The sequence below is a fragment of the Selenomonas sp. FC4001 genome, from assembly GCF_000701565.1.
GTDB lineage: Bacteria > Bacillota > Negativicutes > Selenomonadales > Selenomonadaceae > Selenomonas_A > Selenomonas_A ruminantium_B.
The window spans coordinates 287,629-313,507 of the sequence record NZ_KL370793.1 but is presented as its reverse complement, the minus strand read 5'-3'; the positions used below and the strand labels follow the sequence as shown (position 1 = coordinate 313,507).

General features: G+C 49.7%; 42 protein-coding genes. All 42 read left to right on the top strand.

Annotation, left to right across the window (positions count from 1 at the left end; genetic code table 11):
* The first annotated feature begins 1 nt into the window (after nucleotide 1).
* The 42 genes from T320_RS11210 (at nucleotide 2) to T320_RS11025 (ending at nucleotide 25,202) form a co-directional block, all read left to right on the top strand.
* Entirely contained in the window at nucleotides 2-574 is a 573-nt protein-coding gene (locus T320_RS11210) for a hypothetical protein (protein WP_037355820.1), read from the top strand.
* Nucleotides 571-702: a hypothetical protein gene (locus T320_RS15075; RefSeq protein ID WP_255327100.1), complete on the top strand. Its 132-nt coding sequence runs from the start codon at nucleotides 571-573 to the stop codon at nucleotides 700-702. Before T320_RS11210 ends, T320_RS15075 begins: the two co-directional genes overlap by 4 nt.
* Nucleotides 689-826 (top strand): hypothetical protein, encoded by a 138-nt coding sequence (locus tag T320_RS14705; RefSeq protein ID WP_156032832.1) that lies wholly within the window; start codon nucleotides 689-691, stop codon nucleotides 824-826. The genes T320_RS15075 and T320_RS14705 overlap by 14 nt, the downstream gene beginning before the upstream one ends.
* 144 nt (nucleotides 827-970) lie before the next feature.
* On the top strand, nucleotides 971-1,378 hold the full coding sequence (locus T320_RS11205; protein WP_037355818.1) for a hypothetical protein: 408 nt from the start codon (nucleotides 971-973) through the stop codon (nucleotides 1,376-1,378).
* 13 nt (nucleotides 1,379-1,391) lie between these two features.
* On the top strand, nucleotides 1,392-1,613 hold the full coding sequence (locus T320_RS11200) for a hypothetical protein (RefSeq protein ID WP_037355815.1): 222 nt from the start codon (nucleotides 1,392-1,394) through the stop codon (nucleotides 1,611-1,613).
* Nucleotides 1,613-1,780: a hypothetical protein gene (locus T320_RS14880; RefSeq protein ID WP_197019428.1), complete on the top strand. Its 168-nt coding sequence runs from the start codon at nucleotides 1,613-1,615 to the stop codon at nucleotides 1,778-1,780. The genes T320_RS11200 and T320_RS14880 overlap by 1 nt, the downstream gene beginning before the upstream one ends.
* Nucleotides 1,749-1,961, top strand: a complete 213-nt coding sequence (locus T320_RS14700) for a hypothetical protein (protein WP_156032830.1) — start codon at nucleotides 1,749-1,751, stop codon at nucleotides 1,959-1,961. Before T320_RS14880 ends, T320_RS14700 begins: the two co-directional genes overlap by 32 nt.
* Nucleotides 1,962-1,978: 17 nt before the next feature.
* Nucleotides 1,979-2,263, top strand: coding sequence for a hypothetical protein (locus T320_RS11195; RefSeq protein ID WP_037355812.1), 285 nt, complete (start codon nucleotides 1,979-1,981; stop codon nucleotides 2,261-2,263).
* A complete protein-coding gene (locus tag T320_RS11190) occupies nucleotides 2,244-2,447 on the top strand; it encodes a hypothetical protein (protein WP_037355809.1) in 204 nt (67 codons plus the stop codon). The genes T320_RS11195 and T320_RS11190 overlap by 20 nt, the downstream gene beginning before the upstream one ends.
* Nucleotides 2,440-2,682 (top strand): DUF3310 domain-containing protein, encoded by a 243-nt coding sequence (locus tag T320_RS11185; protein WP_037355806.1) that lies wholly within the window; start codon nucleotides 2,440-2,442, stop codon nucleotides 2,680-2,682. The genes T320_RS11190 and T320_RS11185 overlap by 8 nt, the downstream gene beginning before the upstream one ends.
* Entirely contained in the window at nucleotides 2,672-3,178 is a 507-nt protein-coding gene (locus tag T320_RS11180; RefSeq protein ID WP_037355803.1) for a hypothetical protein, read from the top strand. Before T320_RS11185 ends, T320_RS11180 begins: the two co-directional genes overlap by 11 nt.
* A 153-nt stretch (nucleotides 3,179-3,331) precedes the next feature.
* Nucleotides 3,332-3,847, top strand: coding sequence for a terminase small subunit (locus tag T320_RS11175; protein ID WP_037356570.1), 516 nt, complete (start codon nucleotides 3,332-3,334; stop codon nucleotides 3,845-3,847).
* The gene (locus T320_RS11170; RefSeq protein WP_037355802.1) at nucleotides 3,825-5,069 is read left to right on the top strand and encodes a PBSX family phage terminase large subunit; all 1,245 of its coding nucleotides are present in this window, start codon (nucleotides 3,825-3,827) and stop codon (nucleotides 5,067-5,069) included. Before T320_RS11175 ends, T320_RS11170 begins: the two co-directional genes overlap by 23 nt.
* 12 nt (nucleotides 5,070-5,081) lie before the next feature.
* Nucleotides 5,082-6,488 (top strand): phage portal protein, encoded by a 1,407-nt coding sequence (locus tag T320_RS11165; RefSeq protein ID WP_037355799.1) that lies wholly within the window; start codon nucleotides 5,082-5,084, stop codon nucleotides 6,486-6,488.
* Entirely contained in the window at nucleotides 6,481-6,666 is a 186-nt protein-coding gene (locus tag T320_RS11160; RefSeq protein ID WP_037355795.1) for a hypothetical protein, read from the top strand. The genes T320_RS11165 and T320_RS11160 overlap by 8 nt, the downstream gene beginning before the upstream one ends.
* A gap of 54 nt (nucleotides 6,667-6,720) precedes the next feature.
* Entirely contained in the window at nucleotides 6,721-7,350 is a 630-nt protein-coding gene (locus T320_RS11155) for a phage scaffolding protein (protein WP_037355792.1), read from the top strand.
* 14 nt (nucleotides 7,351-7,364) lie between these two features.
* Complete coding sequence (locus T320_RS11150; RefSeq protein ID WP_037355789.1) at nucleotides 7,365-8,354, top strand: major capsid protein; 990 nt, start codon at nucleotides 7,365-7,367, stop codon at nucleotides 8,352-8,354.
* Nucleotides 8,355-8,369: 15 nt separating this feature from the next.
* The gene (locus tag T320_RS14070) at nucleotides 8,370-10,061 is read left to right on the top strand and encodes a minor capsid protein (RefSeq protein ID WP_051608737.1); all 1,692 of its coding nucleotides are present in this window, start codon (nucleotides 8,370-8,372) and stop codon (nucleotides 10,059-10,061) included.
* Between the two features lie 14 nt (nucleotides 10,062-10,075).
* The gene (locus T320_RS11140) at nucleotides 10,076-10,261 is read left to right on the top strand and encodes a hypothetical protein (RefSeq protein ID WP_197019427.1); all 186 of its coding nucleotides are present in this window, start codon (nucleotides 10,076-10,078) and stop codon (nucleotides 10,259-10,261) included.
* 8 nt (nucleotides 10,262-10,269) lie between these two features.
* On the top strand, nucleotides 10,270-10,638 hold the full coding sequence (locus tag T320_RS11135) for a YjcQ family protein (protein ID WP_051608736.1): 369 nt from the start codon (nucleotides 10,270-10,272) through the stop codon (nucleotides 10,636-10,638).
* A gap of 53 nt (nucleotides 10,639-10,691) precedes the next feature.
* Complete coding sequence (locus tag T320_RS11130) at nucleotides 10,692-11,048, top strand: phage head-tail connector protein (protein WP_037355781.1); 357 nt, start codon at nucleotides 10,692-10,694, stop codon at nucleotides 11,046-11,048.
* A gap of 3 nt (nucleotides 11,049-11,051) precedes the next feature.
* Nucleotides 11,052-11,429, top strand: coding sequence for a hypothetical protein (locus T320_RS11125; protein ID WP_037355779.1), 378 nt, complete (start codon nucleotides 11,052-11,054; stop codon nucleotides 11,427-11,429).
* Nucleotides 11,429-12,013, top strand: a complete 585-nt coding sequence (locus T320_RS11120) for an HK97 gp10 family phage protein (protein ID WP_037355777.1) — start codon at nucleotides 11,429-11,431, stop codon at nucleotides 12,011-12,013. Before T320_RS11125 ends, T320_RS11120 begins: the two co-directional genes overlap by 1 nt.
* Nucleotides 12,003-12,431, top strand: a complete 429-nt coding sequence (locus tag T320_RS11115; RefSeq protein WP_037355773.1) for a phage tail terminator family protein — start codon at nucleotides 12,003-12,005, stop codon at nucleotides 12,429-12,431. The genes T320_RS11120 and T320_RS11115 overlap by 11 nt, the downstream gene beginning before the upstream one ends.
* Before the next feature lie 5 nt (nucleotides 12,432-12,436).
* Nucleotides 12,437-12,634 (top strand): hypothetical protein, encoded by a 198-nt coding sequence (locus T320_RS11110; RefSeq protein ID WP_037355770.1) that lies wholly within the window; start codon nucleotides 12,437-12,439, stop codon nucleotides 12,632-12,634.
* A gap of 5 nt (nucleotides 12,635-12,639) precedes the next feature.
* The gene (locus tag T320_RS11105; protein ID WP_037355767.1) at nucleotides 12,640-13,995 is read left to right on the top strand and encodes a phage tail sheath C-terminal domain-containing protein; all 1,356 of its coding nucleotides are present in this window, start codon (nucleotides 12,640-12,642) and stop codon (nucleotides 13,993-13,995) included.
* 58 nt (nucleotides 13,996-14,053) lie between these two features.
* Nucleotides 14,054-14,539 (top strand): phage tail tube protein, encoded by a 486-nt coding sequence (locus T320_RS11100; protein ID WP_037355764.1) that lies wholly within the window; start codon nucleotides 14,054-14,056, stop codon nucleotides 14,537-14,539.
* 15 nt (nucleotides 14,540-14,554) lie between these two features.
* Nucleotides 14,555-14,983, top strand: coding sequence for a phage tail assembly chaperone (locus tag T320_RS11095; RefSeq protein WP_037355762.1), 429 nt, complete (start codon nucleotides 14,555-14,557; stop codon nucleotides 14,981-14,983).
* A 243-nt stretch (nucleotides 14,984-15,226) separates the two neighbouring features.
* Entirely contained in the window at nucleotides 15,227-17,305 is a 2,079-nt protein-coding gene (locus tag T320_RS11085; protein ID WP_037355756.1) for a tape measure protein, read from the top strand.
* The gene (locus tag T320_RS11080) at nucleotides 17,302-18,009 is read left to right on the top strand and encodes a hypothetical protein (protein WP_051608735.1); all 708 of its coding nucleotides are present in this window, start codon (nucleotides 17,302-17,304) and stop codon (nucleotides 18,007-18,009) included. The genes T320_RS11085 and T320_RS11080 overlap by 4 nt, the downstream gene beginning before the upstream one ends.
* Nucleotides 18,010-18,013: 4 nt before the next feature.
* Entirely contained in the window at nucleotides 18,014-19,045 is a 1,032-nt protein-coding gene (locus tag T320_RS11075) for an XkdQ/YqbQ family protein (RefSeq protein ID WP_231465894.1), read from the top strand.
* Between the two features lie 32 nt (nucleotides 19,046-19,077).
* A complete protein-coding gene (locus T320_RS11070; protein WP_197019426.1) occupies nucleotides 19,078-19,452 on the top strand; it encodes a DUF2577 domain-containing protein in 375 nt (124 codons plus the stop codon).
* 6 nt (nucleotides 19,453-19,458) lie between these two features.
* Nucleotides 19,459-19,896, top strand: coding sequence for a DUF2634 domain-containing protein (locus T320_RS11065; RefSeq protein WP_037355754.1), 438 nt, complete (start codon nucleotides 19,459-19,461; stop codon nucleotides 19,894-19,896).
* Nucleotides 19,897-20,994, top strand: a complete 1,098-nt coding sequence (locus T320_RS11060; protein WP_037355752.1) for a baseplate J/gp47 family protein — start codon at nucleotides 19,897-19,899, stop codon at nucleotides 20,992-20,994.
* Nucleotides 20,984-21,631 carry a putative phage tail protein gene (locus T320_RS11055; protein WP_037355751.1) on the top strand — a complete coding sequence of 216 codons (648 nt, stop codon included), beginning with the start codon at nucleotides 20,984-20,986 and terminating at the stop codon, nucleotides 21,629-21,631. The genes T320_RS11060 and T320_RS11055 overlap by 11 nt, the downstream gene beginning before the upstream one ends.
* Entirely contained in the window at nucleotides 21,624-23,000 is a 1,377-nt protein-coding gene (locus tag T320_RS15085) for a glycine-rich domain-containing protein (protein WP_037355750.1), read from the top strand. Before T320_RS11055 ends, T320_RS15085 begins: the two co-directional genes overlap by 8 nt.
* Nucleotides 23,001-23,017: 17 nt before the next feature.
* A complete protein-coding gene (locus T320_RS11045; protein ID WP_037355749.1) occupies nucleotides 23,018-23,320 on the top strand; it encodes a hypothetical protein in 303 nt (100 codons plus the stop codon).
* Nucleotides 23,321-23,322: 2 nt separating this feature from the next.
* Nucleotides 23,323-23,475, top strand: coding sequence for a hypothetical protein (locus T320_RS14695; protein WP_156032826.1), 153 nt, complete (start codon nucleotides 23,323-23,325; stop codon nucleotides 23,473-23,475).
* 94 nt (nucleotides 23,476-23,569) lie between these two features.
* Nucleotides 23,570-24,025, top strand: coding sequence for a phage holin family protein (locus tag T320_RS11040; RefSeq protein WP_081824821.1), 456 nt, complete (start codon nucleotides 23,570-23,572; stop codon nucleotides 24,023-24,025).
* Nucleotides 24,015-24,230, top strand: coding sequence for a hypothetical protein (locus T320_RS11035; RefSeq protein WP_037355748.1), 216 nt, complete (start codon nucleotides 24,015-24,017; stop codon nucleotides 24,228-24,230). The genes T320_RS11040 and T320_RS11035 overlap by 11 nt, the downstream gene beginning before the upstream one ends.
* Nucleotides 24,231-24,233: 3 nt before the next feature.
* Nucleotides 24,234-24,776 carry an N-acetylmuramoyl-L-alanine amidase family protein gene (locus tag T320_RS11030; RefSeq protein WP_037355746.1) on the top strand — a complete coding sequence of 181 codons (543 nt, stop codon included), beginning with the start codon at nucleotides 24,234-24,236 and terminating at the stop codon, nucleotides 24,774-24,776.
* 147 nt (nucleotides 24,777-24,923) lie between these two features.
* Nucleotides 24,924-25,202: a hypothetical protein gene (locus T320_RS11025; protein WP_037355744.1), complete on the top strand. Its 279-nt coding sequence runs from the start codon at nucleotides 24,924-24,926 to the stop codon at nucleotides 25,200-25,202.
* Nucleotides 25,203-25,879 lie beyond the last annotated feature (677 nt).

Here is a 25,879-nt window from a genome sequence, read left to right as displayed (position 1 = left end):
TATGAGCTTTGCCAAGAAAATGGCCCGCAAGCGGGATTTGGCTATGCGGGGCAATGAACACAAGGCGCACAGAACCGCTAACCGGGCAGAGCGTGATGTAAAAATGGCCTATCGGTATCAGATGGCTGCCGATATGTGCGTGCGTAAAACGGCCCTGCGGAATCTCAGCGCGGTTTTCCTTTATGCCATGCACCAGTACGAGGGCTTTGGCCGTTCCCGTCTGGAACGCCTGCGGGATAAAATGCAGAATGTCTTTGAGTGCATCATCGGCAAATATGTTACCCTGCCCGAAATTGCCGAATTTCTTAGCAACGATATCGGGTTAGAGTGCGGGCTGGCTGTGAATAACCCGAAAGCCAGCCATCACCGGCAGATTGAGTTTAAGGCCGTGCAGCAGATGTCGGCGGCCTTCCTTATGGCCATGCTGGATGAATTCGGCTATAAGAAAAAGCGGCTGGGGAAGGCCTACGGATATTGTGCGGCCCTGAGCGATGAAATCGGGGACAAGAAAATCACCTATGATGAAATCAATGAGCAGATGGTTAAGATTATGAGCAAGAAGGTGGCGGCATGATTGCCTTTATTGCGGGAATGTTCTTCGGCAGTATCGGCGCCAGCATTACTTTATTGTTCTTCATGGGCGCCAAGATGAACGACAGGTGTTATGAGTGTACGAGGGGGCAGCAGATTGATAAAGATTGATAAGCGGCACCATAAGATTATTCGGACTTCCCCAACGTGGGGCGTCTGGGCGTATACCTACCATGAGCGTCATCGGCAGGAACGCAAGGCAAGGCAGATAATGAAAGGGCAGAGGCATGATTAAGCGTTTTTTGTGGAGGGTTCAACCTATGCGACATATAGCAAAGCGCGACCAGCGCCATCGTGAAATGCAACAACGTGAGGATGCGTTCAGGAAGTTTTTGGAAGCTGAGAAAAAGAAGCTGGCGGAAAGAAAGAAGGGCTGACTATGGTTAATGCATTAGGGCAGGTCAATATGAGCGGCGGAACGCCGGTACGCAATAAGGAAAATGAGTGCCGTGGGAGCATGGTTTTTGAGTGTCACTCGCGGAAGGCAACGCCAGAGGAACTGGAGCGCTATTTTGGGGATAAGCCGAAAAAGCAGGTTGACGAACCACAAAAGATGAAAACCATCTCCAAGGACGAATTACTTGAACGCCTGCATCCTACTCACAAGGAACCGGAGCCGCAGGACCCCGAACCCGAACCCGAGCCCGAGCCCGAACCTGAACCAGATGAGCCGGAGCCGCTAGTTCTTGATGGTATTGTGGCAGCCGCCCGCAAGGTTGAGGAAAGGAAGTACAAATCTATGAAGGCCGCGGTTATAGCTATTGGCCTTGTGAACGGATGGGAATAAGGAGGCAGATTGAATGAGTGGAATTGCGAAAGTAAAAGCTGATGGGCGTTTTCTGATTGCGGGGCCTGCCGGAACGGCGGCGATTGATTACCATGAGGGCGAGTTGTGGCGGTTCCGTCCTTCTTCCAGCGGGGCCAACATGCTGGGCATTGAATTCGGGGAAGATATTCATCTGGAAGTGACGGTGCAGAAATTCTATGCTGTTTTCGATGTGATTAAGAGGGGGCAGGCTTAATGACGATTGAGCAAATAATAGTCTTAACAGCTATGGCTTTAATCGGATATGACATGTCCCGTGAGATTAGTTCTGAGCGTAAGCGTGTGAATAGGCTGTTGGATGATTTGTATAAAAGGGTTAAGCGATTGGAGCGTGAAAGCATTGGCCAGCAGGAAAAGATTTGAAATCAGGTTGACGCTTGCAGAATTTTATGCGATTCGTAAAGCACTTATCAAGCAAGGCGGCGAGCCGGAACTGCTGGCGAAAATAAACGAGCAGATTGAAATGCTGCATGCGTATTTTGATGGGCGATGGCATTCGCCCGGAGGAGTTAGGCCCTATTTAGAAATCTGGAGAACGCGTTGATTAGGAGCGTGGCGAGGATGGCAGAAAGACAAGCAGTTAAAAATGATTTATCGTGGCGAGAGAAGTTAACGTATATCTGGTGCGTCCTAAGATATTCAAAACGAATGGCAAATTGGGTTGTTATGAATTGTGAGCATTGCCATCATCACGAATTAGAAAGGATTGGAAAGCCCGTAGAAAGTGATGCTGGGAATCAAAAAGAGTTTCAGCAAAAGTACAGGTGCTTACATTGTGGTGCTATTGGGATAGTTACGCAAATATGGGTTAAGGAGAGTGGTTTGGATGGCAGAGAAAATGACTGAACGTGAGCAGTTTTACTATGGAAAAGGTTATGTGCAAGGCAAAATTGATTTTGCAAAAGAAGTGATGGAGCGAATTGGTTGTATAGAAACGTGTTGCGATGAGGAATACGATATGGGCGTTAGTTGGGCTGTCTGTGAAGCGTTACGGATAATCAATGAAATGGTAGGTGGTTCAGATGACTGACAATGTTAATCATCCGGCGCATTACAAACTGCCCGGAGGCGGCGAAACCATAGATTTTATAGACGCTGCTTGTGGCGAGGGCGCGGAATATTATTATCAGGGCAATATACTTAAGTATGTTTGCCGATACAGAGAAAAGGGCGGGGCTGAGTCGCTGAAAAAGGCCCGCTGGTATCTTGACCGGCTTATCGGTATGCAGGAGATTAAGGAGATGGGGCTACGCGATGGAAAATAACGAGCAGGATATTGTCAAGAGCATGAACGAAGACCGTAAGCTGGCAGAAGATTTTATCCTGAACTATGAAAAGCATAAAAAGGACTATGAACGTAAAAAAAGGGATTGGCTTGAGCAGAGCCGCCCGCCAGTGGATACCAACATTGGTGGCGGTAAAGGTAATCTGCCCGGGCATCCAGTGGAGGATATGGCTATTAAGTCTGCCGATTATGATGCTGAGCGTCCTAGATATCTGTGGCTTAGAGCAGTGGGGATTGCACTGCGGACCTTCGGGGAACGCAAGAGAATCTTTATTGCCTGCCGGCAGGAGGCTGAGCAACAAAAGAAATTTTGGCGGGGCCAAAGGATGTGGGTGCTATATACGCAGCGTAGATATAGCGAAGAAATCAGCAAGAGATACATCAATGGGAATGGCTGGGTGAGTGACCGCACCATAAAAGCATGGTGGCATCAGATTCTGGATAGGGTTGTGGAAATTCACTTGCGACTAAAATAATTTTAGCGGGGAAGCACTTTTATTGACAAAAACCGTGGTATGCTATTACTGTGGAACAATTAAGGAAACCCCTGAAATATTCAGTTCAAGGAAAGGCCGTCTGTTATGGGCGGTCTTTTCTGTTGCAGTTCATTATGGGAGTGTGGTGATGATGTGAAATTGACAGAAAAGCAGAAGCGATTCGTGGATGCGTATATTGAGACAGGCAACGCCAGTGAGGCGGCAAGAAGGGCAGGATATAGTTCAAAGATAGCCAACAGGATATCGTCGGAGAACATGACAAAACCTGTCATCCAGCAGGCTATCGAGGCCCGGCTCAAGGAAATCGAGAGCAAGCGGATTGCAAATGTGACTGAGGTCATGGAGTTTCTCACATCAGCATTGCGCGGAGAACTGACGGATGAAAACATCGTAACTGAGGGCACTGGCGAAGGTTGCAGCGAAGCCCGAATAATCGAGACAAGAATATCCTCGAAGGACAGACTCAACGCCGCTCAGCAGCTTCTCAAGCGCTTCCCGCGTCAGATGGATGTGGCAGAACAGGAGGCCCGCATTAAGCGCCTTGCCTCCGAACTGGAAAGCTTGGAGAAAGCGAACGGCGTAGAGTCGGTGCAGATTGTTGATGATTTGAGGGAGGACGACACGGATGACGACGATAAGGCTGAGTAATATTGTGGCCCGGTCGTTCTGGGGCGTTCATCAGGATATCAAACGGCATGGCCATACTTATTACTGGATGAAGGGCGGCCGTGGTTCCACCAAGTCATCTTTCATCAGCACCGAGATCCCCCAGCTTTTAATCCAAAATCCTGAATGCCATGCGGTGGTGCTCCGCAAGGTCGGCAACACTATCAAGAACAGCGTATATCCGCAGGTACAATGGGGAATCGAGCAGCTGGGCCTCATCGACAAATTCAAGTACAAGACCAGCCCGCATGAAATCACCTACAAAGCGACAGGTCAGAAAATCCTGTTCTTTGGCTGTGATGACCCGCAGAAAATCAAGTCCATCAAATTGCCCTTTGGCTACATCGGGATAGTTTGGCTGGAGGAGCTTGACCAGTTCAGCGGCATGGAGGAAATACGAAACCTCAATCAGTCGCTTTTGCGTGGCGGCCCTAAATATTGGGAGTTCTGTTCCTTCAACCCGCCCAAGAGTCAAAATTCCTGGGTAAATGAGGAGCAGCTGCTGGACGATGACACAAGGCTGGTGCATCACTCCACTTATCAGACGGTGCCGGAGGAATGGCTAGGCGAGCAGTTCTTTAACGATGCCGCCCGCCTAAAGGAGAAGAATGAACAGGCTTACCGGCATGAATATCTGGGGGAAGTCACCGGCACCGGCGGCGCAGTATTTGACAATGTGGAGGATAAGCGCCTCTCTGACGATGATATTGCCGCCTTTGACCATTTATACCACGGCCTTGACTTCGGCTTCTCCATGGACCCGCTGGCGTACGTAGGGATGCATTACGATGCCAAGCGGGAAGAACTGTATATCTTCGATGAGATTTACCAGCAGAAACTAAAAAACAGTATGGCGGCTGAGATGCTTAAACCGAGAGTCAAGAACGACCGCCTTATTGCTGATTCTGCTGAGCCGAAATCCATTGCAGAGATGAGGGATTACGGCCTGCGTATCACAGGAGCCCGCAAAGGCCGCGATTCTGTGGAACATGGTATCAAGTGGCTGCAGGATCGGGCAAAAATCTATATTGATAAGCGTAGATGCCCCAATGCCTACCGCGAGTTTGTGACCTATGAGTACCAGCGGAACCGGCAGGGGCAATTTGTTTCCGCTTATCCCGATGAAAATAATCACGCAATTGATGCGGTCCGCTATGGATGCAGTGAGCTCATGAAAGCGGGCGGTATTCGGATTTTTAGATAAGGAGGTGATTCAGTGGAAATTGAAGTAGCAAAAAAGCTGATTAATAAGCATGTGCAGGGCCATGCAGATTTCATGAGCAGGGCCGCTGAGGGGGACAGGTACTATCGGGTAAAGAACGATATTATCTTCCGCAAACCGAAGCATCAGAAGGGGCAGGATGAAGCTGATAACCCCTTGCGTAATGCTGACAACAAAATACCGTTTTCTTTCTATCAGCTGTTAGTCAATCAGAAGGCTGGCTATATGTTCACGGCGCCGCCGTTGTTCGATGTGGGCAATGACGGGCTGAATAAGGCGGTGGCAGAGGACTTGGGTGACCGATACGCCCAAAAGGTCAAAGAGCTTTGTATCAACGCCAGCAATGCGGGTGTTGCATGGCTCCATTACTGGATGGATGAAACAGCAGGCTTTTCTTATGGTGTTGTGCCCAGCTATCAGATTATCCCGGTATGGTCCCGCAAGCTCGACAAGAAGCTGCTGGCAGTTCTGCGAGTCTACACGGACTTTGATGAGAACGGTGACGAATGGGACATTTACGAGTATTGGACAGATACTGCCTGCGAGGCATTCCGCAAGCGTGGCAATGAAACCTTTGACGGGCTGACCTATTATCCCATGTTCACCGACTTCTACACGGCGGGGCTGACGGATGCAGATTACAGGTTGCTCCATAATTGGGGCAGGGTTCCGTTTATCCCCTTCTTCAATAACAACATTGCTACCCGCGACCTTGACGCGGTGAAGGGCCTTATCGATACCTACGACAAGACATTCTCGGGCTTTGTGGATGATTTGGAGGACATTCAGGAAGTTATTTTGGTGCTCACCAATTACGGCGGGCAGGATATGAAGCAGTTCCTGTCTGACCTCAAATACTACAAATCCATTCAGGTTGATTCTACCGGAGACGGCGATAAGAGCGGTGTTTCCACCCTCAACATCGATATTCCGGTTGAGGCCCGCGATAAACTGCTGGAACTGACCCGTAAGGCTATCTTTGATACCGGGCAGGGGATTGACCCTCAACAGCAGGGCATTGATTCCACCAGCGGAGAGGCTATGAAGTTCCTGTATGCTTTGCTGGAGATTAAGGCAGGGCTTATGGAGACAGAGTTCAGAATAGGCCTTGCGGAGCTTGTCCGGGCTATTTGCAGAGCGCATGGGCAGGAAGTGGGGCAAATTATCCAGACATGGACGCGCACCAGTATCCGCAATGATGCAGAACTGGCTGGGATGTGCAAGAACTCTGTGGGTATTGTCTCAAAGAAAACCATCCTCAAGAATCACCCCTTTGTGGAAGATGCGGAGAAGGAACTGGAGCAAATCGAGAAGGAGCACCAGGAAGAGATGGAGGCAATGAACAGCTATGGCGTAGACTTGCCGCCAGATAATGAGGGAGGTGACAACAACGATGTATGAGTTGCTTTGTGAGTACGCTGAAAAGTTCGGGCAGGATTTCCCGATTTCGGCGGTGATGAAAACCTCAAACGAAAATGGCGTAATTCAGCTGGTGCAGAAATGCATCAACACGGATACGCCTTTTTTAGTGGCAGGCAAGGCCGTCACTAAGAAGAAAACCACGAAAACTGAAAAATAAATCCTTTTGGTGGCTAGGTTACCACCGTAAAAACCGGATAGGAGAGAAATTACCATGACAATCAAAGAATTGCTTAAAAATATCGGTGTTGCCGATGACAAGATGGATGAAGCTGAAAAGGCAGTGAAGGATTACCTCGATGGGGACTTTGTAACAAAGGCCCGATTCAATGAGGTCAATGAGTCGAAAAAGTCGCTGACTGACCAGCTGGCAGAACGTGACAAGCAGCTTACCACCTTGAAGAAATCCGCCGGCGATAATGAGGGCCTCAAGAAGGAAATTGAAGCTCTGCAGGCCGCAAATAAACAGCAGAAGGCCGAATTTGAGGCACAGGCCAAAGCCTTGAAGATTGACACTGCTGTGAAGCTGGCTATCGCTGACAGCGCCCAGGACGCCGATATTGTGGCAGGCCTTATCGACAAGGCAAAACTCATCTTAGGTGAAGATGGAAAAGTCACCGGGCTTACTGAACAGGTGGAAGCTTTGAAAAAGGATAAGGCATTCCTTTTCAAGGGCACATCTGCCAGCAACCCCAATTACAATCCGAACGGCGGGGGCAATAACCCGCCCGCCACGAATCCGTTCAAGAAGGAGACCTTCAATCTGACGGAACAGGGCAAGATGTTAAGAGATAACCCCGAACAGGCGCGTGCAATGGCCGCCGAAGCGGGGGTACAGATTTAAGGAGGAATTAAATTATGGGTACTACTTTAGCTGATGTTATTGTTCCTGAACTTTTCACGCCGTATACGGTGCAGAAAACCATGGAACTTTCCGCATTGTTCCAGAGTGGCATTATCGCGCACTCTCCGGAGTTTGACCGCCTCGCAAGTGAAGCGGCCCCGGTGCATAACATGCCGTTCTTCGAAGATCTGACTGGTGACTCTGAAAACGTGGTGGAAGGCACCGACCTGACCGCTGCTAAAATCACCAGCAAGATGGATGTGTCCACGACCATCCGCCGCGCTAAGGCATGGAGCGCCACCGACCTTTCCGCCGCACTGGCAGGCAAGGACCCCATGGCCGCTATCGGTTCCCTCGTTGCTGGCTTCTGGGCCCGCGATATGCAGAAGGAACTTATCAATGAATTGAATGGTGTGTTTGGCTCCTATACGGCTGACAGTACCACCGTAACCCCGCTGGAAGATCATATCCTCGATATTTCGGGTGGTACTGGCGCTGCGGCAAATATTTCCGCATCCGCTTTCATTGATGCCTGCCAGCTCCTGGGCGATGCACAGGGCCAGCTCACTGCAGTTGCTATGCACTCTGCAACCAAGGCATACCTCAAGAAGCAGAACCTCATCCAGACGGAACGCGATTCCACGGATGTTGAATTCGATACCTACCAGGGCCGCCGCGTAATCGTTGACGATGGTTGCCCGGTAGCTAACGGCGTATACACGACGTACCTGTTCGGTAACGGCGCTATTGCGTACGGCAACGGCTCTCCTGTGGGCTTTGTACCGACTGAACTTGACCGCGAGAAGCGCAAAGGCTCCGGCGTTGATTACCTCATCAACCGCAAGACCTTCATCCTGCACCCGCGCGGAATCAAGTTCACTGGCGCTGTTCGTGCTAATCAGGAAACTGTAAGCCGCGCAGAACTGGCCAATGCCCAGAACTGGCAGCGTGTTTACGAGCCGAAAGCAATCCGCATGGTTTGCTTCAAGCACAAGCTGGGCTGATGAAAGGAGCGCCGCATGAAAAGTTCTGCTTATTGGCAGCGCCGGTTTGAAGAACTTGAAGCGGCGCTTTTGCAAAAGGGCGAACGGTATAACGCCGATGAGGTTGAACGGCAGTTCCAGCTGACCATGGCAGAGATTGAAAAGGAAATTGCCCGCTGGTATCAGCGTCTGGGCGATAACAATGAAATCTCGGCTGCCGATGCCCGCAAGCTGTTGTCACGGGATGAGCTAAAAGAGTTTCATTGGACTGTGGAAGAGTACATAAAAAGAGGGCGTGAGAGCAATTACACCGACAAGTGGAAAAAACAGCTCGAAAACGCATCCGCAAAGGTACATATCACCCGGTTCGAGGCTATGAAGCTACAACTCCAGCAACAGCTTGAGGTGCTTTACGGTAATCAGGTGGATGGGCTTGATAAGCTCATGAAGGATATCTACACCGAGGGCTTCCGCAGGAGTGCCTTTACGATAGATACCGGCATGGGCGTCCATTATGATTTGTCTGCGGTTAATCCCCAGCGCATTGATACCATCGTCAAAAATCCCTGGGTCGCTGATGGAAAGAATTTCTCCGACAGGTTGTGGCGGGATAAGGATAAACTGGTAAGCACGCTCCAGCAGGAGATGCAGAACGCCGTTGCACGTGGCGATAAGCTCGATACGGCGGTCAAGAACATCGCCAAGCGGATGAATGCTGCCAAATCTGCAGCCGCCCGCCTTGTTATGACGGAGAGCGCTTTCATCAGCGGAAAAGCCCAGCGTGATTGTTTTGCTGACCTTGATGTTGAAGAATATGAGTTTGTGGCTACCCTTGACCGCAAAACCTCGGAAACCTGCCGTGCACATGATGGCAAGGTATACAAGGTGAAGGACTATAAGCCCGGAACCAATGCGCCGCCTATGCACTGCTGGTGCCGTTCCTGCATTGTTCCTTACTTTGGGGACGATGAAGGGATAAGCGGTGAGCGTGCAGCGCGTGACCCGGATACAGGGAAGCGTGTCATGGTGCCAGCGGATATGACTTATCCCGAATGGGAGAAGAAGTATGCTGAACAGGTTCGTGCAACTACGCCAGACCCTGCTACAACTCAAAATTATGCACCCGTTAAGCTTAATAATGAACAGGCTGTGAAAACTCATCGCGGGGACAGGGAAATAACTCTGCATCGTGTCCTGACTGCCACTAATCCGATATATGTATCAGAGAGTGTGACCTTGAAGCCTAAAGCTTTGCATAATATAGACGGTGCGATTACACAGGTACTGGATATATTAAAAGTCCAGAGGGATGATATGCCAAAGGTTTATGTCGTCAGTCATGCGGATATGCAGAAGCCGGCACTGGCCTCATATTTGGCATTGGATAATGTCATATTCTTGGATGAAGCTCTCGGGAATAAACGTAAAGCACTCTCAATGCAATCTTCATATGCTGCTTCTGACAATTACCTGAGTACATTGCTTCACGAGTATTATCATTGGCTGGAAGCCCGCAAATATATTGATAGCGGGAAGCCTATACGAAACACTGAGGATTATGTAAAATACATAGCCGAAATGAATCGTAAAGCGAAAAAAGCCGTTGAAAGACTTAAAAAGCAAGGATATAATGTAGGTAGGGTAAGTGAGTATGCTCAATCATCATTGGATGATAAAAAATACGATGAAGCCTATACAGAGTTTAAGGTATATGAAGATTTGAGGTGAGCAATATGCGTTGTATGGAATTGCCAAAGGAATTGGAAGATTTGCGTAAGCTGTATACGCCTTACTTAATTACAGCACCTAATGGTTTTGACCGTATCTTGAAGCCCGGAACTCCAAAGCATATTGTGGAAGCCAGAGAGAAGTTCTTCAAACTGGATCATGAGCTAATGCTGGATGAAATTAGACGTGGCATTCGATGAGGTGTGTTATGGCAGCCAATGATTACCATGTTATTGTCTACCAGTTGCTGAGTTATCTGTACGAGTGCTTGAAGGAAGGCCAGTTCCCGAATATCGAGGCGCTGGATAAATTCCGTGCTGACAAGAACATCAACGAGCGGTATTGGGATTACATTCTGATACATCTGCTGGAGGATGGACTTGTTGAAGGGGCTTCTTTGGTGTCTATTCCGGGTAGGGATTGGCCAGGGATAAAGTACACGCGTCGTTTTGCGATTACGCCTACAGGAATCAGCTATCTGGTAGAAAATTCGCTGATGCAGAAAATGAGAAATATGACTGAACAGGGATTGATTTCTACAATCCCGTCGTTCATTGCAAAGTTTATGGGTATGTGAACCGTCTGAGCAGTCAGGCGGTTTTCTTATGCCCATTTTTAAGGAGGTGGTAAATGGTGACACTTGAACTTGAAGCGCTAAAACCGTTATTGGGGTTGGCGGTATCGGATACATCACAGGATGCCGTTCTCACGTTCATACTGGATGATGTGCAGGAAGTTATTCTGAACTACTGCAACCTTGACGAACTGCCCAACGGCTTAAAGAACACGGCTTACCGCATGGCCATGGACCTTTACCGTAATGAGGGTATTGGTGATGCGGATGGAGCGGGCGGAAACGTAACTTCCATCAAGGAAGGCGATACGCAGGTAAACTTCGGCTCTACCAAGTACGAGGCAACCTTTGCGGCCTCCCTGCTAAAGAATTATATTCCGCAGTTGAACCAATATAGAAGGTTGAGGTGGTAACCGATGGGCAAGTTTGAAACTGCGCTGAGGCGTGCCAGAGGCCTGCTGGAGAGCCGTTACGATGGAACCTGCACAATTTATCGCTATGAACAGACAAGGGCCTCTACAGGGGAGGATATCAAGGAACGGACTGTTTACCTTGAAGATGCTCCCTGCCGGTTGTCCTATGACCGGGCACCGGCGGCAGCCGATTCTGTTACGGCTGATACGATTGAACAGGGAATAACGCTTTTCCTCACACCGGATGTGGCTATTCCTCCGGGGTGCTATATCACGGTTACGCAATGCGGGGTTACCACGAACTATGAAAATAGTGGCCCTGCTAAGGTGTATGCCACACATCAGGAAATTGCCCTCAAGCTGGCAGAGGAGTATGCGTGATGGCAAAGGTAGATAATAGCGGTTTGGAAATGCTCAGGGCCAGAATCAATCAGGCGCTGACGGGATCGCAAAAGCAGCAGTTCTTTGAGAGCTCCTGCAGGGAGATGGCAGCCCGCTTCCTGACCAAAGTCATCAAGCGTACACCGGTAGGTGATGGCGTATTTGAAGCCGTCCGCAATAACGATGGCACTTATGCCAAGGGCAAGAACGGCAAGCCTAAGCTCAAGAGGCTCACCAATGGCGGGACACTTCGCCGTGGCTGGACAGCAACGAGCGAGGGCGCGGCCAAAAGCGGCGGGCAGACCAATCCCATGCAGTTTTCACGAACGATACATGTTTCCCACCAAGGGAACTATTACATCATAGTGGTAAAGAATCCGGTGTCCTATGCCTCGTATGTGGAGTATGGCCATCGGCAGCAGAGTGGCAGGTTTGTGCCGGTGCTGGGCAAGCAGCTAAAGAAAAGCTGGGTTCGCGGTCAGTTCATGATGACCAAGAGCGCTAAAGAGCTTAGTGCGCAGGCGCCAGCTATCCTGCAGCGGAAGCTGAATAAGTTTTTACGGGAGGTATTCGATGGGCAATGATATAATCACGGGTATCATTCAGAAATTAAGGGATACCTTCGGAAATGAAACAACGATATATGTGGATGAAGAGAAGCAGGAGCTCAGCGAGCCCTGCTTTTTCATTCGGATATTGACGGTATCACAGGATTTGGTTATTCGAAACCGATACCGAAGAGTATACAGCCTCGATATTGAGTACCATCCGGAAGAACGGGAAAAAATTGCCCGCGAGCTTGCGGAGGTGGCAGATACCTTATCCATGGCACTGGAATATATCCATATCGGTGACAATCTTACCCGTGGTTCAGGTATCCATTATGAGGTACAGGACGGTGTCCTGCATTTCTTCATTGATTATGATTTCTTTGTGTTCAAGGTCCTCGACCGGGAAGAATACATGGAAACCCTTATACAGACTGGCCATTTGAAGGAGTGAACAGTATGGCAGATAAAAAGAAAGCGGCCGAAGCCACCTACACGAAGGAGGCGCTGGCCAATTCCAAGAAATACCGCGCTTGGTGCGATGTGCTGATGATTGTCCTGGAGGATGGCAAGCAGTACACGCTGGCTGAGGCGGATGCCGCCATTGATAAGTTCAAGACGGCAAAAGTTGTTGAAAAGGTAAATGGGAAGGAGTGATTTGAATGGCACTTGGTGGCGGCACTTGGCTGTTCCAGAATAAGAAACTGCCGGGCACTTATATCAATTTCGTTTCCAAGGTTCGTGCAACCACGGACATTGCTGACCGGGGCTATGGCACTATGGCCCTTGAATTGGATTGGGGTCCTGTGGGCGAGGTGTTCACGGTAACAGCAGAGGATTTCCAGGAGAACAGCATGGCCTACTTCGGCTATGATTACACGGCGGATGAATTGAAACCGCTGCGGGATTTGTTCCTCAACCTTAAGACCGGATACTTCTGGCGGTTGGACAATGGCGCTGTGAAGGCAGCAGGCACAATTGCCAGAGCCAAATACCCTGGCATTCGCGGCAATGATATTACGGTTGCGGTAACGGCTAATGTGGATGACCCCACGAAGTTCGATGTCGTAACCTATATGGTGGTTGATGGCACCAACGCGAAAGTGGATGAACAGAAGGGCGTAAGCTCCTGGGATGATGTTGCAGATAACGATTATGTTAACTGGATCCGCACGGAGGATTTGGCGCTTACTGCAGGGGTAACCCTTTCGGGCGGTTCCAATGGCGATTCGATTACCGGTCTGCAGTATCAGGAATACATCGATGCTATTGAGCCGTATTACTTCAATACCATGGGGTATGCAGGCAGTGACAACACGATTCAGCAGCTCCTTATCCAGTTCACGAAGCGTATGCGTGACAGTTCGGGCGCTAAGTTCCAGCTGGTCATCTACGGCCGCGAGAATGTGGATTATGAGGGCGTTATCTCCATCAAGAATGCGGTCAAGGATACCGGCGCACTGCCGGGCTCTACGGTTTACTGGCTGACTGGTGCCGAGGCCTCCTGCGCAGTTAACGCTTCCTGCACCAATAAAACGTATGATGGTGAGTATACCATCAACACGAAGTATAAGCAGACGGAGCTGGAACAGGCCATCACTTCGGGCATGCTGATGTTCCATAATGTGGCGGATTCCGTATCCGGTGATGTGGTTGGTGATGTTAAGGTTCTGACGGATATCAACACTTTCACGAGCTTCACGAAGCAGAAAAATCAGGACTTTGCCCTCAATCAGGTTATCCGTGTGCTGGATCAGATTGCCATTGATGTGGCCCGCCTGTTCAACAAAACGTATCTGGGCAAGGAACAGAATGACCAGGACGGCCGTGTGGCTCTCTGGGGCGATATTGTGGCGCTCCACAAAGAGTACCAGCGCGTCCGTGCCATCCAGAACTTCGACCCGAAGGATGTTCCTATTCCGACGCAGGGCGAAGCCAAGACCACGGTAATGCTGGATTATGGCGTACAGCCGACCTGCTGCATGGAAAAGCTTTATCTCACTGTAGAGGTCGCGTAATAAGAGAATTGTGGGACGGAGGCAGCTCCGTCCTTTTACTTAGAAAGGAGAATCATACATGGCTATTGATGCAATCCGCACGATGCAGGCAAAAGATGTTGTTGCCGCAAAAATGGCGAGTGCGTTTGTGACGATTGACGGCAACCGTTATCTGTTGTTTCAGGCCAAGAACCTTGAAGCCAAGCTGGAAAAGGATAAGCAGGAGGTCGCTATCCTGGGGCGTATGAGCAAGGGCCATAAAACCGTAAGTGTTAATGGCACCGGCTCCATGACCATCTATAAGAATACGGCCCTCTTTGACCAGATGCTTCTCAAGCTCAAGAGCACTGGTGAGGATACCTATTTTGATATGCAGATATCCAACAACGACCCGACATCGGCAGCAGGGCGGCAGACGACGATTTTGAAGGACTGCAACATCGACAGCGCCATTGTGGCAAATTACGATGCTGACGGTGAATGGCTGGAGCAGGATATCGACTTCACCTTTGAAGATATCGAACAGCCGGAGCAGTTCGCACAGCTGGATGGTATGACGGTTTAAGAGGAGGATAAGTAAATGGCAGAAGAAAATCTGCAGGCGTTCCTGCTGGAAAATGCAATCAAAGCAGATGAGATTGAGTATGTGGCATCGCCCCGCTTTGTGTCCGGGGGCAAACCTGTGCCTTGGAAAATCTCTCCCATCACGAATGATGAGAATGAGGCGCTGACAAATCGGTGCAGACGTAAACAGTTTGTTCCGGGCACCCGCGAGACTCGTATGCGGGTAGACCAGGAAGCGTATGCGGCAGAGCTTATCTGCGCCTGCGTGAAGTATCCGAATCTCAATAGCGAACAGCTCCAGTCCTCGTATAGTGCAGTGGGAGCCGCTGATTTGGTCAAGAAGATGCTCACCCCCGGCGAATATCAGGATTTGTTCAGCGCCGTTATGCAGGCCAACTCGTTTGATATCGGCATGGACGAGAAAATCAAGAAAGCAAAAAACTAATCGAGGGAGACGACTTTTATGCGAATATCGCATATTATGCTCTCCACAAGTTCCATTGGCCGCCCAGTAAGCTCTTTGGCCTTCCTGAACCCGAGCGTGCTTTCGTCTTTGCGGCGATTGCGGTCAAGTTGAAGAAGGATAAGGAAGAGGCCAAGAAGGCCAAACGGCGGAAAAAGTAAAAGATAAGCTCTCATAGGTTGGGGGCTTATTCTTTTGCGGAAAAATATAGAAAGGAGGATGTGTATGGCTACGATACAGCAGGCTATTTCTTTGGCAGACGGTGTTTCGCCTGTGCTGGGTAAAATTGACCGCAATGTGGATAAAACCATTGGGAAGTTCAACCGTGCAGCAGGTGCTGCAACACGAATGGAAACTGCGGCGGCACAGGGCTCCATGGGCGTAGCAAACGGTGTGGAAATGGCAATGGGCCCCATTGGCCGCTTGGGCAGTATGGTTACCAATCTAAGCGGTAAACTGCGTACAGCAGGAAGCGGTGCTTTTAGCGGTCTGCGGGAGGCTATGTCGGGAGTAGCAGGGCAGTTTGCTATCGCCACAGTGGCAGCAAATGCGTTTATGGCAGTATTTTCGCAACTGGGAGAATTGCCGGGGCGTTTGATAAAAGCCAGTGATGCCTATGCGGGGATTATGGCTCGCCTGCGCTTGGTGGCTGGTGGCGCCCAAAAGGCTGCAGAGCTTAATGAACTGATATACAGTTCCGCCCAAAGGGCCCGGGGCAGTTACGACCAGATGGCGGATTCAGTATCCAAGATAGCCATGACGGCCAAGAAAGCCTTTCCTGACCCGAAGGAAGTCGTTCCGTTCATGGAAGGGATTCAGAAGCTTTTCGTTATTGGTGGTACCGGCATTGAACAGCAGAAGGATGCGCTCCTCCAGTTGACGCAGGCTCTCGGTTCCGGGAAACTGCAGGGGGATGAGTTCCGTTCCATCGCAGAAGCGGCCCCGCTCATCGAACAGATGGTGGCAAAGTACATGCAGATTGACCCCGGAATGCTTAAGGAAATTTCCAGTAAAGGTGAAATTACCGCAGACATTCTGAAAAATGCCATCCTCACGAATATGGGAGAAATCGACAGCCAGTTTCAGTCTATGGGCACGACTTGGGGCCAGCGTTGGCAGCAGATTGAAAATGCGGGGCAGAAGGCCTTTGCTCCCGCTTTGCTAAAAATCAACGAGCTGGCCAACAGTCCCGGTGCGCAAAGATTTTCGGAATTGGTTGTTGCTGGTCTTGTTGTGGCAGCCAATGCCGTCAGCGGCTTAATCAATAATATGCAGTGGCTGGCAGGCGTAATTGGAGAAGTTGGCAGTTATGTGGGTTCTTGGCTGGGGGCTGGCTTCCAGATAGCTGGTCAGTACATGGAAGAATTCCTCGAAATCGGCATGGCAGGCCTTGCCATATATGCTGGTTACTGGATTGCAACGAACCTCTTGGTGGATGGTTATGTGCTTTCGGTAGCGGCGGCAACGCTGGTTGAATGGGGAATGGTGGCGGCAGGATATGCCAAAGAGGCTATTCTGGCATTGCTCAACCTCAGAACAACGATTGCCATTGCCCTGACATCAGCATGGACGATGGTTACCAACGGCCTGCGTGGGGCATGGGCTTTGCTGAATATTGTAATGTCGCTGAACCCCATTGGCGTGGTTATCGCCTTGGTGGCCGTGGCTATTGGCGTATTTGCCGCATGGTCGCTCCACACCTATGGCCTGCGTAATGCCTTGGCTAGTGCATTTAGCACGATGGCTGGCATAGTTGCCAATGCCGTAAACTTCATGATTGATAAAATCAATGGCCTGATTAAGATGATTAACAAAGCGGCGGAAGGGATAAATAATCTGTTCGGTACCAGTATTGGGCAGGTTGGAGAAATCAGCTATCGTGCGGATGCAGGCGCATGGAGCAAAGCCGCTGGCGACTTTGTTCAGAACTTTGACATCCACGATTACATTCCTACCATTGAGATGCCGGATATGACAGGTTCTGCCGGAGGTGGAGGCGGCAGTTATCCGGGTACTGCTTATGGCGGCCCCGGCGAAGGAAGTAAGGCCGCCAAGGATACGGCGGGCAATACCGGTCGTATGGCAGATGCCATGGATATCGCAGAAGAGGATTTGAAGTACCTGCGCGATATGGCTACGCAGGAGGCCATCAACCGTTATACGACGGCTGAGGTCAAAATCGACATGGGCGGTATCAGTAACAACATTTCCAATGGTGTTGATGTGGATGGCATGATGACCTATTTGAATGATAGCTTGATTGAGGCCATGAAGGCAGGCGCTGAGGAGGTGCATCCGGTATGAGTTACTACTTTTTCATAGATTCCGTCATGCTGCCGATTCCGCCGGCCAAAATGTCCATCAAGGTCAAGGGAAAGAATAAAACGGTAACCCTCATCAATGAGGGCGAAGTAAATATCATCAAGCAGCCGGGGCTGACAGAGATTTCTTTTGATGCCCGGCTCCCCAATAAAAGTTATCCTTTTGCCGATTATGATACCTCGCTGGTTGACTCACTGACCAGCAGTTTTCTGGGGAACAGCTTCAGCTTCAAGAAAGCATCCTACTTCTTGGATAAGTTCAAGCAGGCAAAGGCTAACCAGTATCCGCTGCAGTTGGTTATCTGCCGAATGTCGGGGGCATTTTCCATGCTCTTTGATACCAATATGTATGTGACCTTGGAAGATTACAGCATTAACGAGGACGCCAAGGACGGGCTCGATGTTACCTGCCCTTTGAAGTTCAAGCAGTACAAGCCCTATGGCACGAAGGAATGTGAAGTTACCACGGATGAAAATGGCAAAAAGCATTTGACAGTTAAAGAGACCCGCCCCGCGATTGGCAAAACAATCCCTGCGGCTATGCAGATTCGAAATGAGAAGTCTGTTTGGGAAGCGGTCAAAGGCGTTTCCAATGGTTCTCTTGACTGGCGTGCGGTGATGGGGGCTAACGGGATAACGAACCCCTGCGCAACGATGATTCCGGGGACGGTGATGCACCTTGGCTGATTTCATGTCCACACAACAGCCGTCCATGGGTGCTGCGGTTTCTGCCACACAGCAGGAAATGCAGTTGATTATCCATGACAAGGAAAACGATAAGTACTACTGGCCAGCAGTGCAGGAGGGAGTAACCTGGGATTTGACCTGGAAGGGCAGCCCTGGGAAACTCACCTTTAATGTACTGGCGGATGAAACACTCAATTTCCATGAGGGCGATGAGGTACAGGCCAATTTCGGCGGCACTAATTTCTTTTATGGGTATGTGTTCATCAAGAAGCGGAGCAAGGACGGTATTATTACAGTCACTGCTTATGACCAGATACGTTACCTAAAGAACAAGGACATTTACAACTTCGTTAACAAGAAAGCCAGCGACATCATCCGTCAGATAGCGGATGATTTTCAGCTGAAGGTGGGAAAGGAAAAAGGAGATATGGCCGATACCGGCTATGTTATCCCAAAGTACCGTGGGGCCAATAAGACACTCATGGACATCATCCAAACTACGCTGGATATGACGACCGAAAACAATGGCAAGCTGTATGCGTTCTTTGATGACTTCGGGGAGCTGAAACTTAAGGACTTGCAGGATATGCAGGTGGATATTCTTATCGATGCCGAAACCGCGCAGGACTTTGCTTATTCATCGGATATTGATAAGGACACCTACAATCAGGTAAAGCTCTACTACGACAACAAAGAGACTGGCAAGCGGGATGTATGGATGTCCAAGGACAGTGCCAATATCAAACGCTGGGGCGTTCTGCAGCTGACGGAATCTGTCAACCCTAAGAAAGCAATGAACTTCGGTCAGATGGCTGACACCAAGCTTAAGCTCCATAACCGGGTGAAACGAACGCTTTCCATTCGTGGGGCTTTTGGTGATTTGCGGGTTCGTGCAGGTTCAATGATTTATGTAGACCTCAATCTGGGCGATATGAAACTAACAAAGCAGGTTATCGTGGAAACAGTAAAGCATAAATTTGATAATGGCCTTCACACTATGGATCTTACGGTGAAGGGAGACGTGATTACAGGATGAGCGGTGCAAATTTACTGCAAACACTCCAGCAGATGGCAAAACAGACAAATGCTGCAGGCGACCCTGCCGATTGGTGCCTTGGTGAAGTTATTGGTGTGAGTCCGCTGACGATTCGCGTTGAGCAAAAGGATGTCGTAACGGAGGAGTTCTTGGAGCTGACCGATGCGGTTCGGGACTACAACGTAGATATCGAGGTAAAGCATACCACTGAGAACCGGGCTGGAGGTAGTGGACTTCCTGAATTCGCCAGTCATAACCATGATTATATGGGGCGAAAACGTATTACGGTTTATAACAGCCTGCACGTTGGGGAAACGGTAATTTTGCTCCGGCAGGCAGGCGGCCAGAGCTTTCTGGTGGTATCGAGAAATCGTGACCATACAAATCTTAGTGGACAGTGGGGGTGATGCTTTGTGGCACTTTTGCCTGATACCAGCGTAAGTGATACCGGTACGCTGATGGAAACGGCTGAAATTCAGCCCAATAAGACATATAAAATGAGAATCTCCGATGAACAAGTGGCGGGAACCTTGGTCGATAAGCTTACGGCTGTTCAGCAGGCCGCCTATAAGATACTGAATACGGAACGGTATAAGCATGTCATCTACAGTTGGAATTATGGTGTTGAACTGCAGGATTTGTTCGGAAAGCCTATTCCTTATGTGCTGTCAGAGATTCCCCGGCGCATCACAGAGGCCCTTGTTCAGGATGACCGTATCAATGATGTCACAGATTATGATATCAGCTATGTAAGGGACAATTCACAGGGGAAGCGTGGCGATGTACTGGTGAAATTCAAGATTCAGTCGATTTATGGAGATATTGAAATGCAGAAGGAGGTGGCGATATAAATGTATGAAGATCAGACACAGGAAGTCATATTATCCCGAATGCTTTCCAAAGTCTCGGATGATTTGGACAAGCGCGAGGGCAGCATCATCCATGATGCCTGCGCACCTGCTTCCATTGAAGTAATGCTCCTGTATGCGATGTGTGATTACTTCCTGACCAATACCTTCGGCGATACCGCAGAACGGTCTTACCTCATAGAACGCGCAAAGGAACGCGGGCTTACACCGCATGCCGCTACTTATGCAGTGGTAAAGGCAGGCTTTACGCCCGAAAGTTTGGAAATCCCCATTGGCACTCGGTTTTCTTATGATGACCTGAATTATGAGGTTATTGAGAAGGTAACGGCAGGCGCGTATCTAATGCGCTGTGAGACTGCAGGTGTCGTTGGCAATGTTCCAGCAGGTACGCTCTTGCCTATCGATTATATTGCGGGCCTGCAGACGGCGGAGCTTACCGAGGTAACCATCCCGGGCGAGGATGAGGAGGACACAGAAGTTTTCCGGGCCAGATATCTGGCGAGCTTTGATAGTCAGGCCTACGGCGGTAATATCGCCGATTATAGGGAGAAGGTCAATGCCATCGAGGGTATTGGCGGCGTAAAGGTTTATCCCGTCTGGAATGGTGGCGGCACGGTGAAAGTGGTGTTCATGACCTCAGAGTTCGAGCCGCCCACCGCAGAATTTATCAGCAGCACGCAGAACCTTATCGACCCGGAAGGGCATCAAGGGGAAGGCGTTGGGATTGCGCCGATTGGTCATGTTGTGACGGTGGCCGGAGCCATTAACTCAGCTATCGATATCGGGCTTCATTTGACCTACTCTGCAGGCTCCTTTGAGGATTATCGGGAGTCGATTGAAAAGGTCATTGATGACTATTTTAAGGAGCTCAATGCAACGTGGCAGAACACGCAGGTTGCAACTACAGACCAGGTCAGCAATGTGGGGTTGGTAGTCAGAATCTCACAACTGGAAACCCGCATATTGGCGATTAGCGGCATTACCGATATTGAGCATACCACGCTGAATGGCGTCGAGGAAAATCTTACGCTGGGCGTTGATGAGCTGGCGGTGAGAGGAAGTGTGACGGATGGCACTTGATTTGAACCCGCGCGAAGTGCGCATAGAACGATATTTCCCCGACGTCCTTGCCAATGCGAAAGAGTTCAAGGCGTTGGCTGATGCAATTAACCCAGAATTGAAGCTCAACTGGCAAGCACTTATCAAGCAGATGGCCAATACCTTTGTGTATGACCTCGATAAAGATGGCGCCGCCCGTTGGGAGGATATGCTGAACCTGCATCCCTTGCGTACGGATACGCTGGATGCGAGGAAAAAGCGGATTCTCACCAAAATCAACTCTACTTTGCCATATACTTTCCGAAGCTTTCAAAATATGTTGGATGGCATTTATGGAAAAGGGCAGGTAACGGAACGGCTTAACGCTGATGAATATGAGTTGTGGCTGGATTTGGCGGCCACGGCCATGGGGAAGAATGCAGCAGTTCGGCGGCTGGCCCGCGTGATTGCCCCCGCCAATCTGACCATCAATATAAGCAATACGAAATCCGTCCAGCAGAAACTTTATTGGGGCGGTATTGTTCGGGTTACGCATAGGACAATCATTGAGGCGGGGAAGGATCCGCATCTCACAGGAGATTATCCAGTCAATAATTATCATGGCGGGCTTGTTTATACCTATAAGCATATAACGATTGGAGGACCAGGAAATGAGTAATTATCCAAACACAACCCTTACCAATGCAGGGCAAGACCTTATTGCCGAGTCTATTGCCGAAGGTAAGGCTTTGATTTTCACGAAGGTTGAACTGGGTGACGGTAATCTGGCAGCAGGCCAAAGCATTTCAACCTTGACGGCGCTTATCTCTTCGAAGATGAATGTACCGCTTAGCTCCGGCTCGGCGGATAATGGACAGGCTAAACTTCGCTTTGCCGTGGGTAACAGCGGACTTGAAGAAGGCTTTTTCGCCCGCGAGGTTGGTGTATTTGCTAAAGCTGGGGCAGACGGCGTTGAAACGCTGTACGCTTACACGAATGGCGGCAACTATGTTGACTTCATTCCCGACCAGAGCCGCCCGATTGATGACCAGATTATGGACGTCTACATTGTTACGGGTAACGCTGCGGAAGTTCAGATTCAAGTAGATAGTGCAGCTTATCTGACGGTTTCAGACCTTACGGAACACAACGATGATGCTGAATCCCACAAAGATGTATACGGCAGATTCATCCGCCAAAGACAGACGGATTATGAGCTGAAAGATGTTGTTTACCTGCCCTCACTGGGCGCCAAATTATATTTGGAATGTACATCGCCAGGCACAACCTCCTCCGGCGACCTTGTTATCACGTCACCTGCTATTGGCAATACCGTAACAGACGGCACAGTAACATGGACAATCCGCGCAGTAGCAAGCACGGCTGATATTCCTGCGCCCGTTGATATTAGCGGTAAGGCGGATATTACAGGGGCTAACATGGTCTATCACAAAGACATTATCACCACGAGTGGCACGTATACTGCACCTTTGACGGGGCTGTATAAAATCACCGTCAAAGGTGGCGGCGGTGGCGGTGGCGGTGCGCTTCACGATAGCACCAACAATGGTGGCGGTGGCGGTGGCGAAGGTGGTACTACCATTGCATATATAAGCATGACCGCAGAAGATACCGCAAATGTTATTATTGGTGGAGGCGGTACAGGTGGATTAGGTGGCCAACATAAGGCAGGAAACGGCGGAGATTCATCTGTAACATATAATGGCAATACTTACACAGGCGGTGGCGGTCGTGGTGGAAATCAAAAACCAGATGGCACACAAAATATTACAATGGGGGGATTAGGTGGCACAGGTACAATGTATGGAGAAGCAGGGCAAACCGCTGGAAAAACTATATCATCAAGCGAAGCGGCACCGGGTGGCACTGGCGGTGGCACTGGAGGTGCTCCGGGAATGTATTCTGGAGCAGGTATCAACGCAATCGCTAATACAGGCGGTGGTGGTGGTGGTGCAGGTGGTATTTCCAGCTATACTGGCGGTGACGGTGCTGATGGCTACGTATGGTTTGAATATTACACGCCTTGATAGAAAGGAGCATGATTATGCCTAGATATTACAGCCCAGATGGGAACATTGAAGTTTGGGAAACTAAACCCGATGGCTACTACACAGAGGAAGAATGGGCAGAGCTTCACCCTGCACCACCTGCTCCCGAACCTACTACGGATGAAAAAATTGCGGCACTTGACGCGCAGTACAATGCCGACAAAGCCGACCTGCTGACGGCATACCAGACTGCTCAAATCTATGGCGATACGGAAACGATGAAAAGCCTCAAAGCCGATTTACAGGCACTTGATGACCAGTATGACGAGGACTACGAAAAGATTGTGGGAGGCGAATAATCATGGCAAAGAAAAAATACTGCAATCGTTGTGCGCATGAAATGTGGTATAGCGAGGACGATAAGCGTTGGTACTGCACAAATGAAAAGTGCGTCAAGTACAAGACACAGCCCGAAGAGCCACAGGAGAGCGACAATGGAAATGAAACCGATTGAGCGCATTATCGCGTTAGCACTGGCGGTGGGTGCGCTCATATGTATGTGGGTGGATTTGGGGCGGTAACGCCCCTTTTTGCGGAGGCGGTGAAAATTGAACGAGGTTACAGCAGTATTACAATCAATGATTCCGTGCCGCACGGAAGTGGCATGGGGAGGCATAACAGGAGTTGCAGGAACAATGGTTACTTTTCTTTTTGGAGCATGGAACGATGCGCTGACAGCGCTGGCGATGTTCATGCTGATTGATTACATCACCGGTGTAATGGCGGCGTATATGAAACCGAGGGCGAAACTGTCTAGCAAGCGGGGCTTAAGAGGCATCGTCAAAAAACTTGCCCTCATTACTTTTGTCGTATTTGCACATTACCTTGACCTTGCCATTGGCCAAAATATTTTCTGCTTGCTTGTGACGTACGCCCTGCTCGGTAATGAAGGCTTGAGTATTACAGAGAATCTAAGCCATTGTGGAGTACCAATTCCTGCCAGTGTGAAGAATAAACTCGAACAGCTGGCACATGAGAAAGAGGGCGGTTCGCGTGGAGCTTAAAAAGTTACGGAGTTTAGACTTAAAACAACAATTGCTGTTCTGCGAGGCTTATCTACCGGACGCCTATGAATTTCTGCGCGATACAAACCGAATTAAGCTGCCGAAGTTTGACGAGAACGATGAGGTTATATCATGGGGTGTTACCCCCCAAGATACCCCCCAAGTTACCCCCCAAGTTACCCTTTATGATGAAAAGGAGGAATAACCAATGAAAGTTTTTCTGAATCCGGGGCATGCCCCCAACGGAAACCCTGACCCCGGTGCGTGCGGTAACGGCCTGCGCGAATCTGATATTGCCGCTCAGGTTGGTCACTTAGTAGAGGGCTATCTTATAGCAGCAGGCCTCGAGGTAATGACTCTCCAATCTGATAGCCTGTCTGAAATCACGGACACGGCGAATGACTGGGGAGCTGATGTGTTCGTAAGCATTCACTGTAACAGTGCGGCGTCTGAGTTTGCACGCGGGGTGGAGACGTTCTCATTCCCCGGCAGTGTGGGCGGCCGAGATATCGCCGGATGCATCCAGCGCCAGATTGTCGGCGCATTCGCTGAGATTGACCCGGACTTCCCTGATAGAGGGCTGAAGGAGGCCAATTTCTACGTTGTCAGAAATACTGACATGCCGGCCTGCCTGGTTGAACTGGCATTCATCAGTAATGAGGAAGATGCCGCCCTGCTGAAGTTCCAGGTCGACGATTATGCCCGTGCCATTGCTCGTGGTGTGACTGATTACGAGCAGGCAATTAGTTAACTCGTTTAACTCAACTTTTAACGAATTAACTTAAATTCGAACGATTTTTAATTTAGTTAAATAGCCATGAGCCCTTTATTTACGGGGCTTTTGGTTATTGCCGGTTATATTGTTCAAACGATTATCGAACGATTGGAGGAATTTACTATGAGCAAGTGGACTGAAATTCGTGACGCCGTGGTGGAAGCGCTGCAGGTTGAAGCCGTAGGCAAGAACCTTAAGGATGAGTTTATCAAATGGCTGACCAATGAAGGCATTGCCCTTCTGCAGGCAGCCGCTGACCGGGTTATCGCAGAGTGCAAGGCCGATGCGCCGACCGAAACAGGCTGGTGTAAGATTCGCGATGCTTTTGTCGTACCCGCCGCCATCAACATCGGCATGTATGTGCTGAAAGTTGTGCTGGAGAAGGCCGCCGCCGAAGCGTGATTTATAATTAAATATGAATCAGCCCCGGAACTCGATAGCGATTTGCTACTGAGTTCCGGGGCTTTTGTGCTATGATTATATTACTTATATTTCTACTTTTATAAGTAGTATAATATTTATCTGAAAACGGCCGCCCACTCTGCCAGTTTATCCGGAGATGGGTGCTTTGCTTTGTCGCTGGAGCCTATCCTGCCATGCTCCCATTTATGATACGTTTTGCGGGATACACCGAAAAAGGCGGCGGCCTCATCCAATGTCATAAGCCGGTAGAGTCGGCCCTTTTTTAATTGTTCGGGAATAGTGTTATCGGGAAGTTGGTCATAGGCTCCTATGAAGTAATACGGGAGCCCGAAGTAATTGCTAAAGGCTTTTAGGGTATCCATGCAGAACACGGAGTGGCAATTATTTACCACCTTACTGATGGCAGCCTTGCTGGTATTACCCGCCGCCGCCAGTTCGCCCTGCGACAGATTCTCCCGGAACTGGAGGTATATGATTCGCTCCTGCGTGGTTGTTCCGGGAGATGGGGCGGGCGGGTAGTCTACTGTTATCGTTACCGCACCCGCACAATTATCCGCACGGATGCCCTTGCAGTCAACTGTGCGGGTAAAATCCGTGGGCGTAGTATCGTGGAATTTGTAGTGGATGGTTATGCGTGCCCGGGGCTTGGCACCGCT

What these genes read in the sequence shown, in the direction of transcription:
- T320_RS14880 (WP_197019428.1), top strand. Translation starts at nt 1,613, where the DNA reads ATGACGATTGAGCAAATAATAGTCTTAACAGCTATGGCTTTAATCGGA.
- T320_RS11055 (WP_037355751.1), top strand. Translation starts at nt 20,984, where the DNA reads ATGGCACTTGATTTGAACCCGCGCGAAGTGCGCATAGAACGATATTTC.
- T320_RS11140 (WP_197019427.1), top strand. Translation starts at nt 10,076, where the DNA reads ATGGAATTGCCAAAGGAATTGGAAGATTTGCGTAAGCTGTATACGCCT.
- T320_RS11205 (WP_037355818.1), top strand. Translation starts at nt 971, where the DNA reads ATGGTTAATGCATTAGGGCAGGTCAATATGAGCGGCGGAACGCCGGTA.
- T320_RS11085 (WP_037355756.1), top strand. Translation starts at nt 15,227, where the DNA reads ATGGCTACGATACAGCAGGCTATTTCTTTGGCAGACGGTGTTTCGCCT.
- T320_RS11115 (WP_037355773.1), top strand. Translation starts at nt 12,003, where the DNA reads ATGGGCAATGATATAATCACGGGTATCATTCAGAAATTAAGGGATACC.
- T320_RS11135 (WP_051608736.1), top strand. Translation starts at nt 10,270, where the DNA reads ATGGCAGCCAATGATTACCATGTTATTGTCTACCAGTTGCTGAGTTAT.
- T320_RS15075 (WP_255327100.1), top strand. Translation starts at nt 571, where the DNA reads ATGATTGCCTTTATTGCGGGAATGTTCTTCGGCAGTATCGGCGCCAGC.
- T320_RS11155 (WP_037355792.1), top strand. Translation starts at nt 6,721, where the DNA reads ATGACAATCAAAGAATTGCTTAAAAATATCGGTGTTGCCGATGACAAG.
- T320_RS11195 (WP_037355812.1), top strand. Translation starts at nt 1,979, where the DNA reads ATGGCAGAAAGACAAGCAGTTAAAAATGATTTATCGTGGCGAGAGAAG.
- T320_RS11200 (WP_037355815.1), top strand. Translation starts at nt 1,392, where the DNA reads ATGAGTGGAATTGCGAAAGTAAAAGCTGATGGGCGTTTTCTGATTGCG.
- T320_RS11180 (WP_037355803.1), top strand. Translation starts at nt 2,672, where the DNA reads ATGGAAAATAACGAGCAGGATATTGTCAAGAGCATGAACGAAGACCGT.
- T320_RS11045 (WP_037355749.1), top strand. Translation starts at nt 23,018, where the DNA reads ATGCCTAGATATTACAGCCCAGATGGGAACATTGAAGTTTGGGAAACT.
- T320_RS15085 (WP_037355750.1), top strand. Translation starts at nt 21,624, where the DNA reads ATGAGTAATTATCCAAACACAACCCTTACCAATGCAGGGCAAGACCTT.
- T320_RS11110 (WP_037355770.1), top strand. Translation starts at nt 12,437, where the DNA reads ATGGCAGATAAAAAGAAAGCGGCCGAAGCCACCTACACGAAGGAGGCG.
- T320_RS11100 (WP_037355764.1), top strand. Translation starts at nt 14,054, where the DNA reads ATGGCTATTGATGCAATCCGCACGATGCAGGCAAAAGATGTTGTTGCC.
- T320_RS11150 (WP_037355789.1), top strand. Translation starts at nt 7,365, where the DNA reads ATGGGTACTACTTTAGCTGATGTTATTGTTCCTGAACTTTTCACGCCG.
- T320_RS11095 (WP_037355762.1), top strand. Translation starts at nt 14,555, where the DNA reads ATGGCAGAAGAAAATCTGCAGGCGTTCCTGCTGGAAAATGCAATCAAA.
- T320_RS11120 (WP_037355777.1), top strand. Translation starts at nt 11,429, where the DNA reads ATGGCAAAGGTAGATAATAGCGGTTTGGAAATGCTCAGGGCCAGAATC.
- T320_RS14695 (WP_156032826.1), top strand. Translation starts at nt 23,323, where the DNA reads ATGGCAAAGAAAAAATACTGCAATCGTTGTGCGCATGAAATGTGGTAT.
- T320_RS11080 (WP_051608735.1), top strand. Translation starts at nt 17,302, where the DNA reads ATGAGTTACTACTTTTTCATAGATTCCGTCATGCTGCCGATTCCGCCG.
- T320_RS11170 (WP_037355802.1), top strand. Translation starts at nt 3,825, where the DNA reads ATGACGACGATAAGGCTGAGTAATATTGTGGCCCGGTCGTTCTGGGGC.
- T320_RS11105 (WP_037355767.1), top strand. Translation starts at nt 12,640, where the DNA reads ATGGCACTTGGTGGCGGCACTTGGCTGTTCCAGAATAAGAAACTGCCG.
- T320_RS11190 (WP_037355809.1), top strand. Translation starts at nt 2,244, where the DNA reads ATGGCAGAGAAAATGACTGAACGTGAGCAGTTTTACTATGGAAAAGGT.
- T320_RS11125 (WP_037355779.1), top strand. Translation starts at nt 11,052, where the DNA reads ATGGGCAAGTTTGAAACTGCGCTGAGGCGTGCCAGAGGCCTGCTGGAG.
- T320_RS11185 (WP_037355806.1), top strand. Translation starts at nt 2,440, where the DNA reads ATGACTGACAATGTTAATCATCCGGCGCATTACAAACTGCCCGGAGGC.
- T320_RS11160 (WP_037355795.1), top strand. Translation starts at nt 6,481, where the DNA reads ATGTATGAGTTGCTTTGTGAGTACGCTGAAAAGTTCGGGCAGGATTTC.
- T320_RS11060 (WP_037355752.1), top strand. Translation starts at nt 19,897, where the DNA reads ATGTATGAAGATCAGACACAGGAAGTCATATTATCCCGAATGCTTTCC.
- T320_RS14070 (WP_051608737.1), top strand. Translation starts at nt 8,370, where the DNA reads ATGAAAAGTTCTGCTTATTGGCAGCGCCGGTTTGAAGAACTTGAAGCG.
- T320_RS11030 (WP_037355746.1), top strand. Translation starts at nt 24,234, where the DNA reads ATGAAAGTTTTTCTGAATCCGGGGCATGCCCCCAACGGAAACCCTGAC.
- T320_RS11210 (WP_037355820.1), top strand. Translation starts at nt 2, where the DNA reads ATGAGCTTTGCCAAGAAAATGGCCCGCAAGCGGGATTTGGCTATGCGG.
- T320_RS11075 (WP_231465894.1), top strand. Translation starts at nt 18,014, where the DNA reads ATGTCCACACAACAGCCGTCCATGGGTGCTGCGGTTTCTGCCACACAG.
- T320_RS11025 (WP_037355744.1), top strand. Translation starts at nt 24,924, where the DNA reads ATGAGCAAGTGGACTGAAATTCGTGACGCCGTGGTGGAAGCGCTGCAG.
- T320_RS11070 (WP_197019426.1), top strand. Translation starts at nt 19,078, where the DNA reads ATGGCAAAACAGACAAATGCTGCAGGCGACCCTGCCGATTGGTGCCTT.
- T320_RS11130 (WP_037355781.1), top strand. Translation starts at nt 10,692, where the DNA reads ATGGTGACACTTGAACTTGAAGCGCTAAAACCGTTATTGGGGTTGGCG.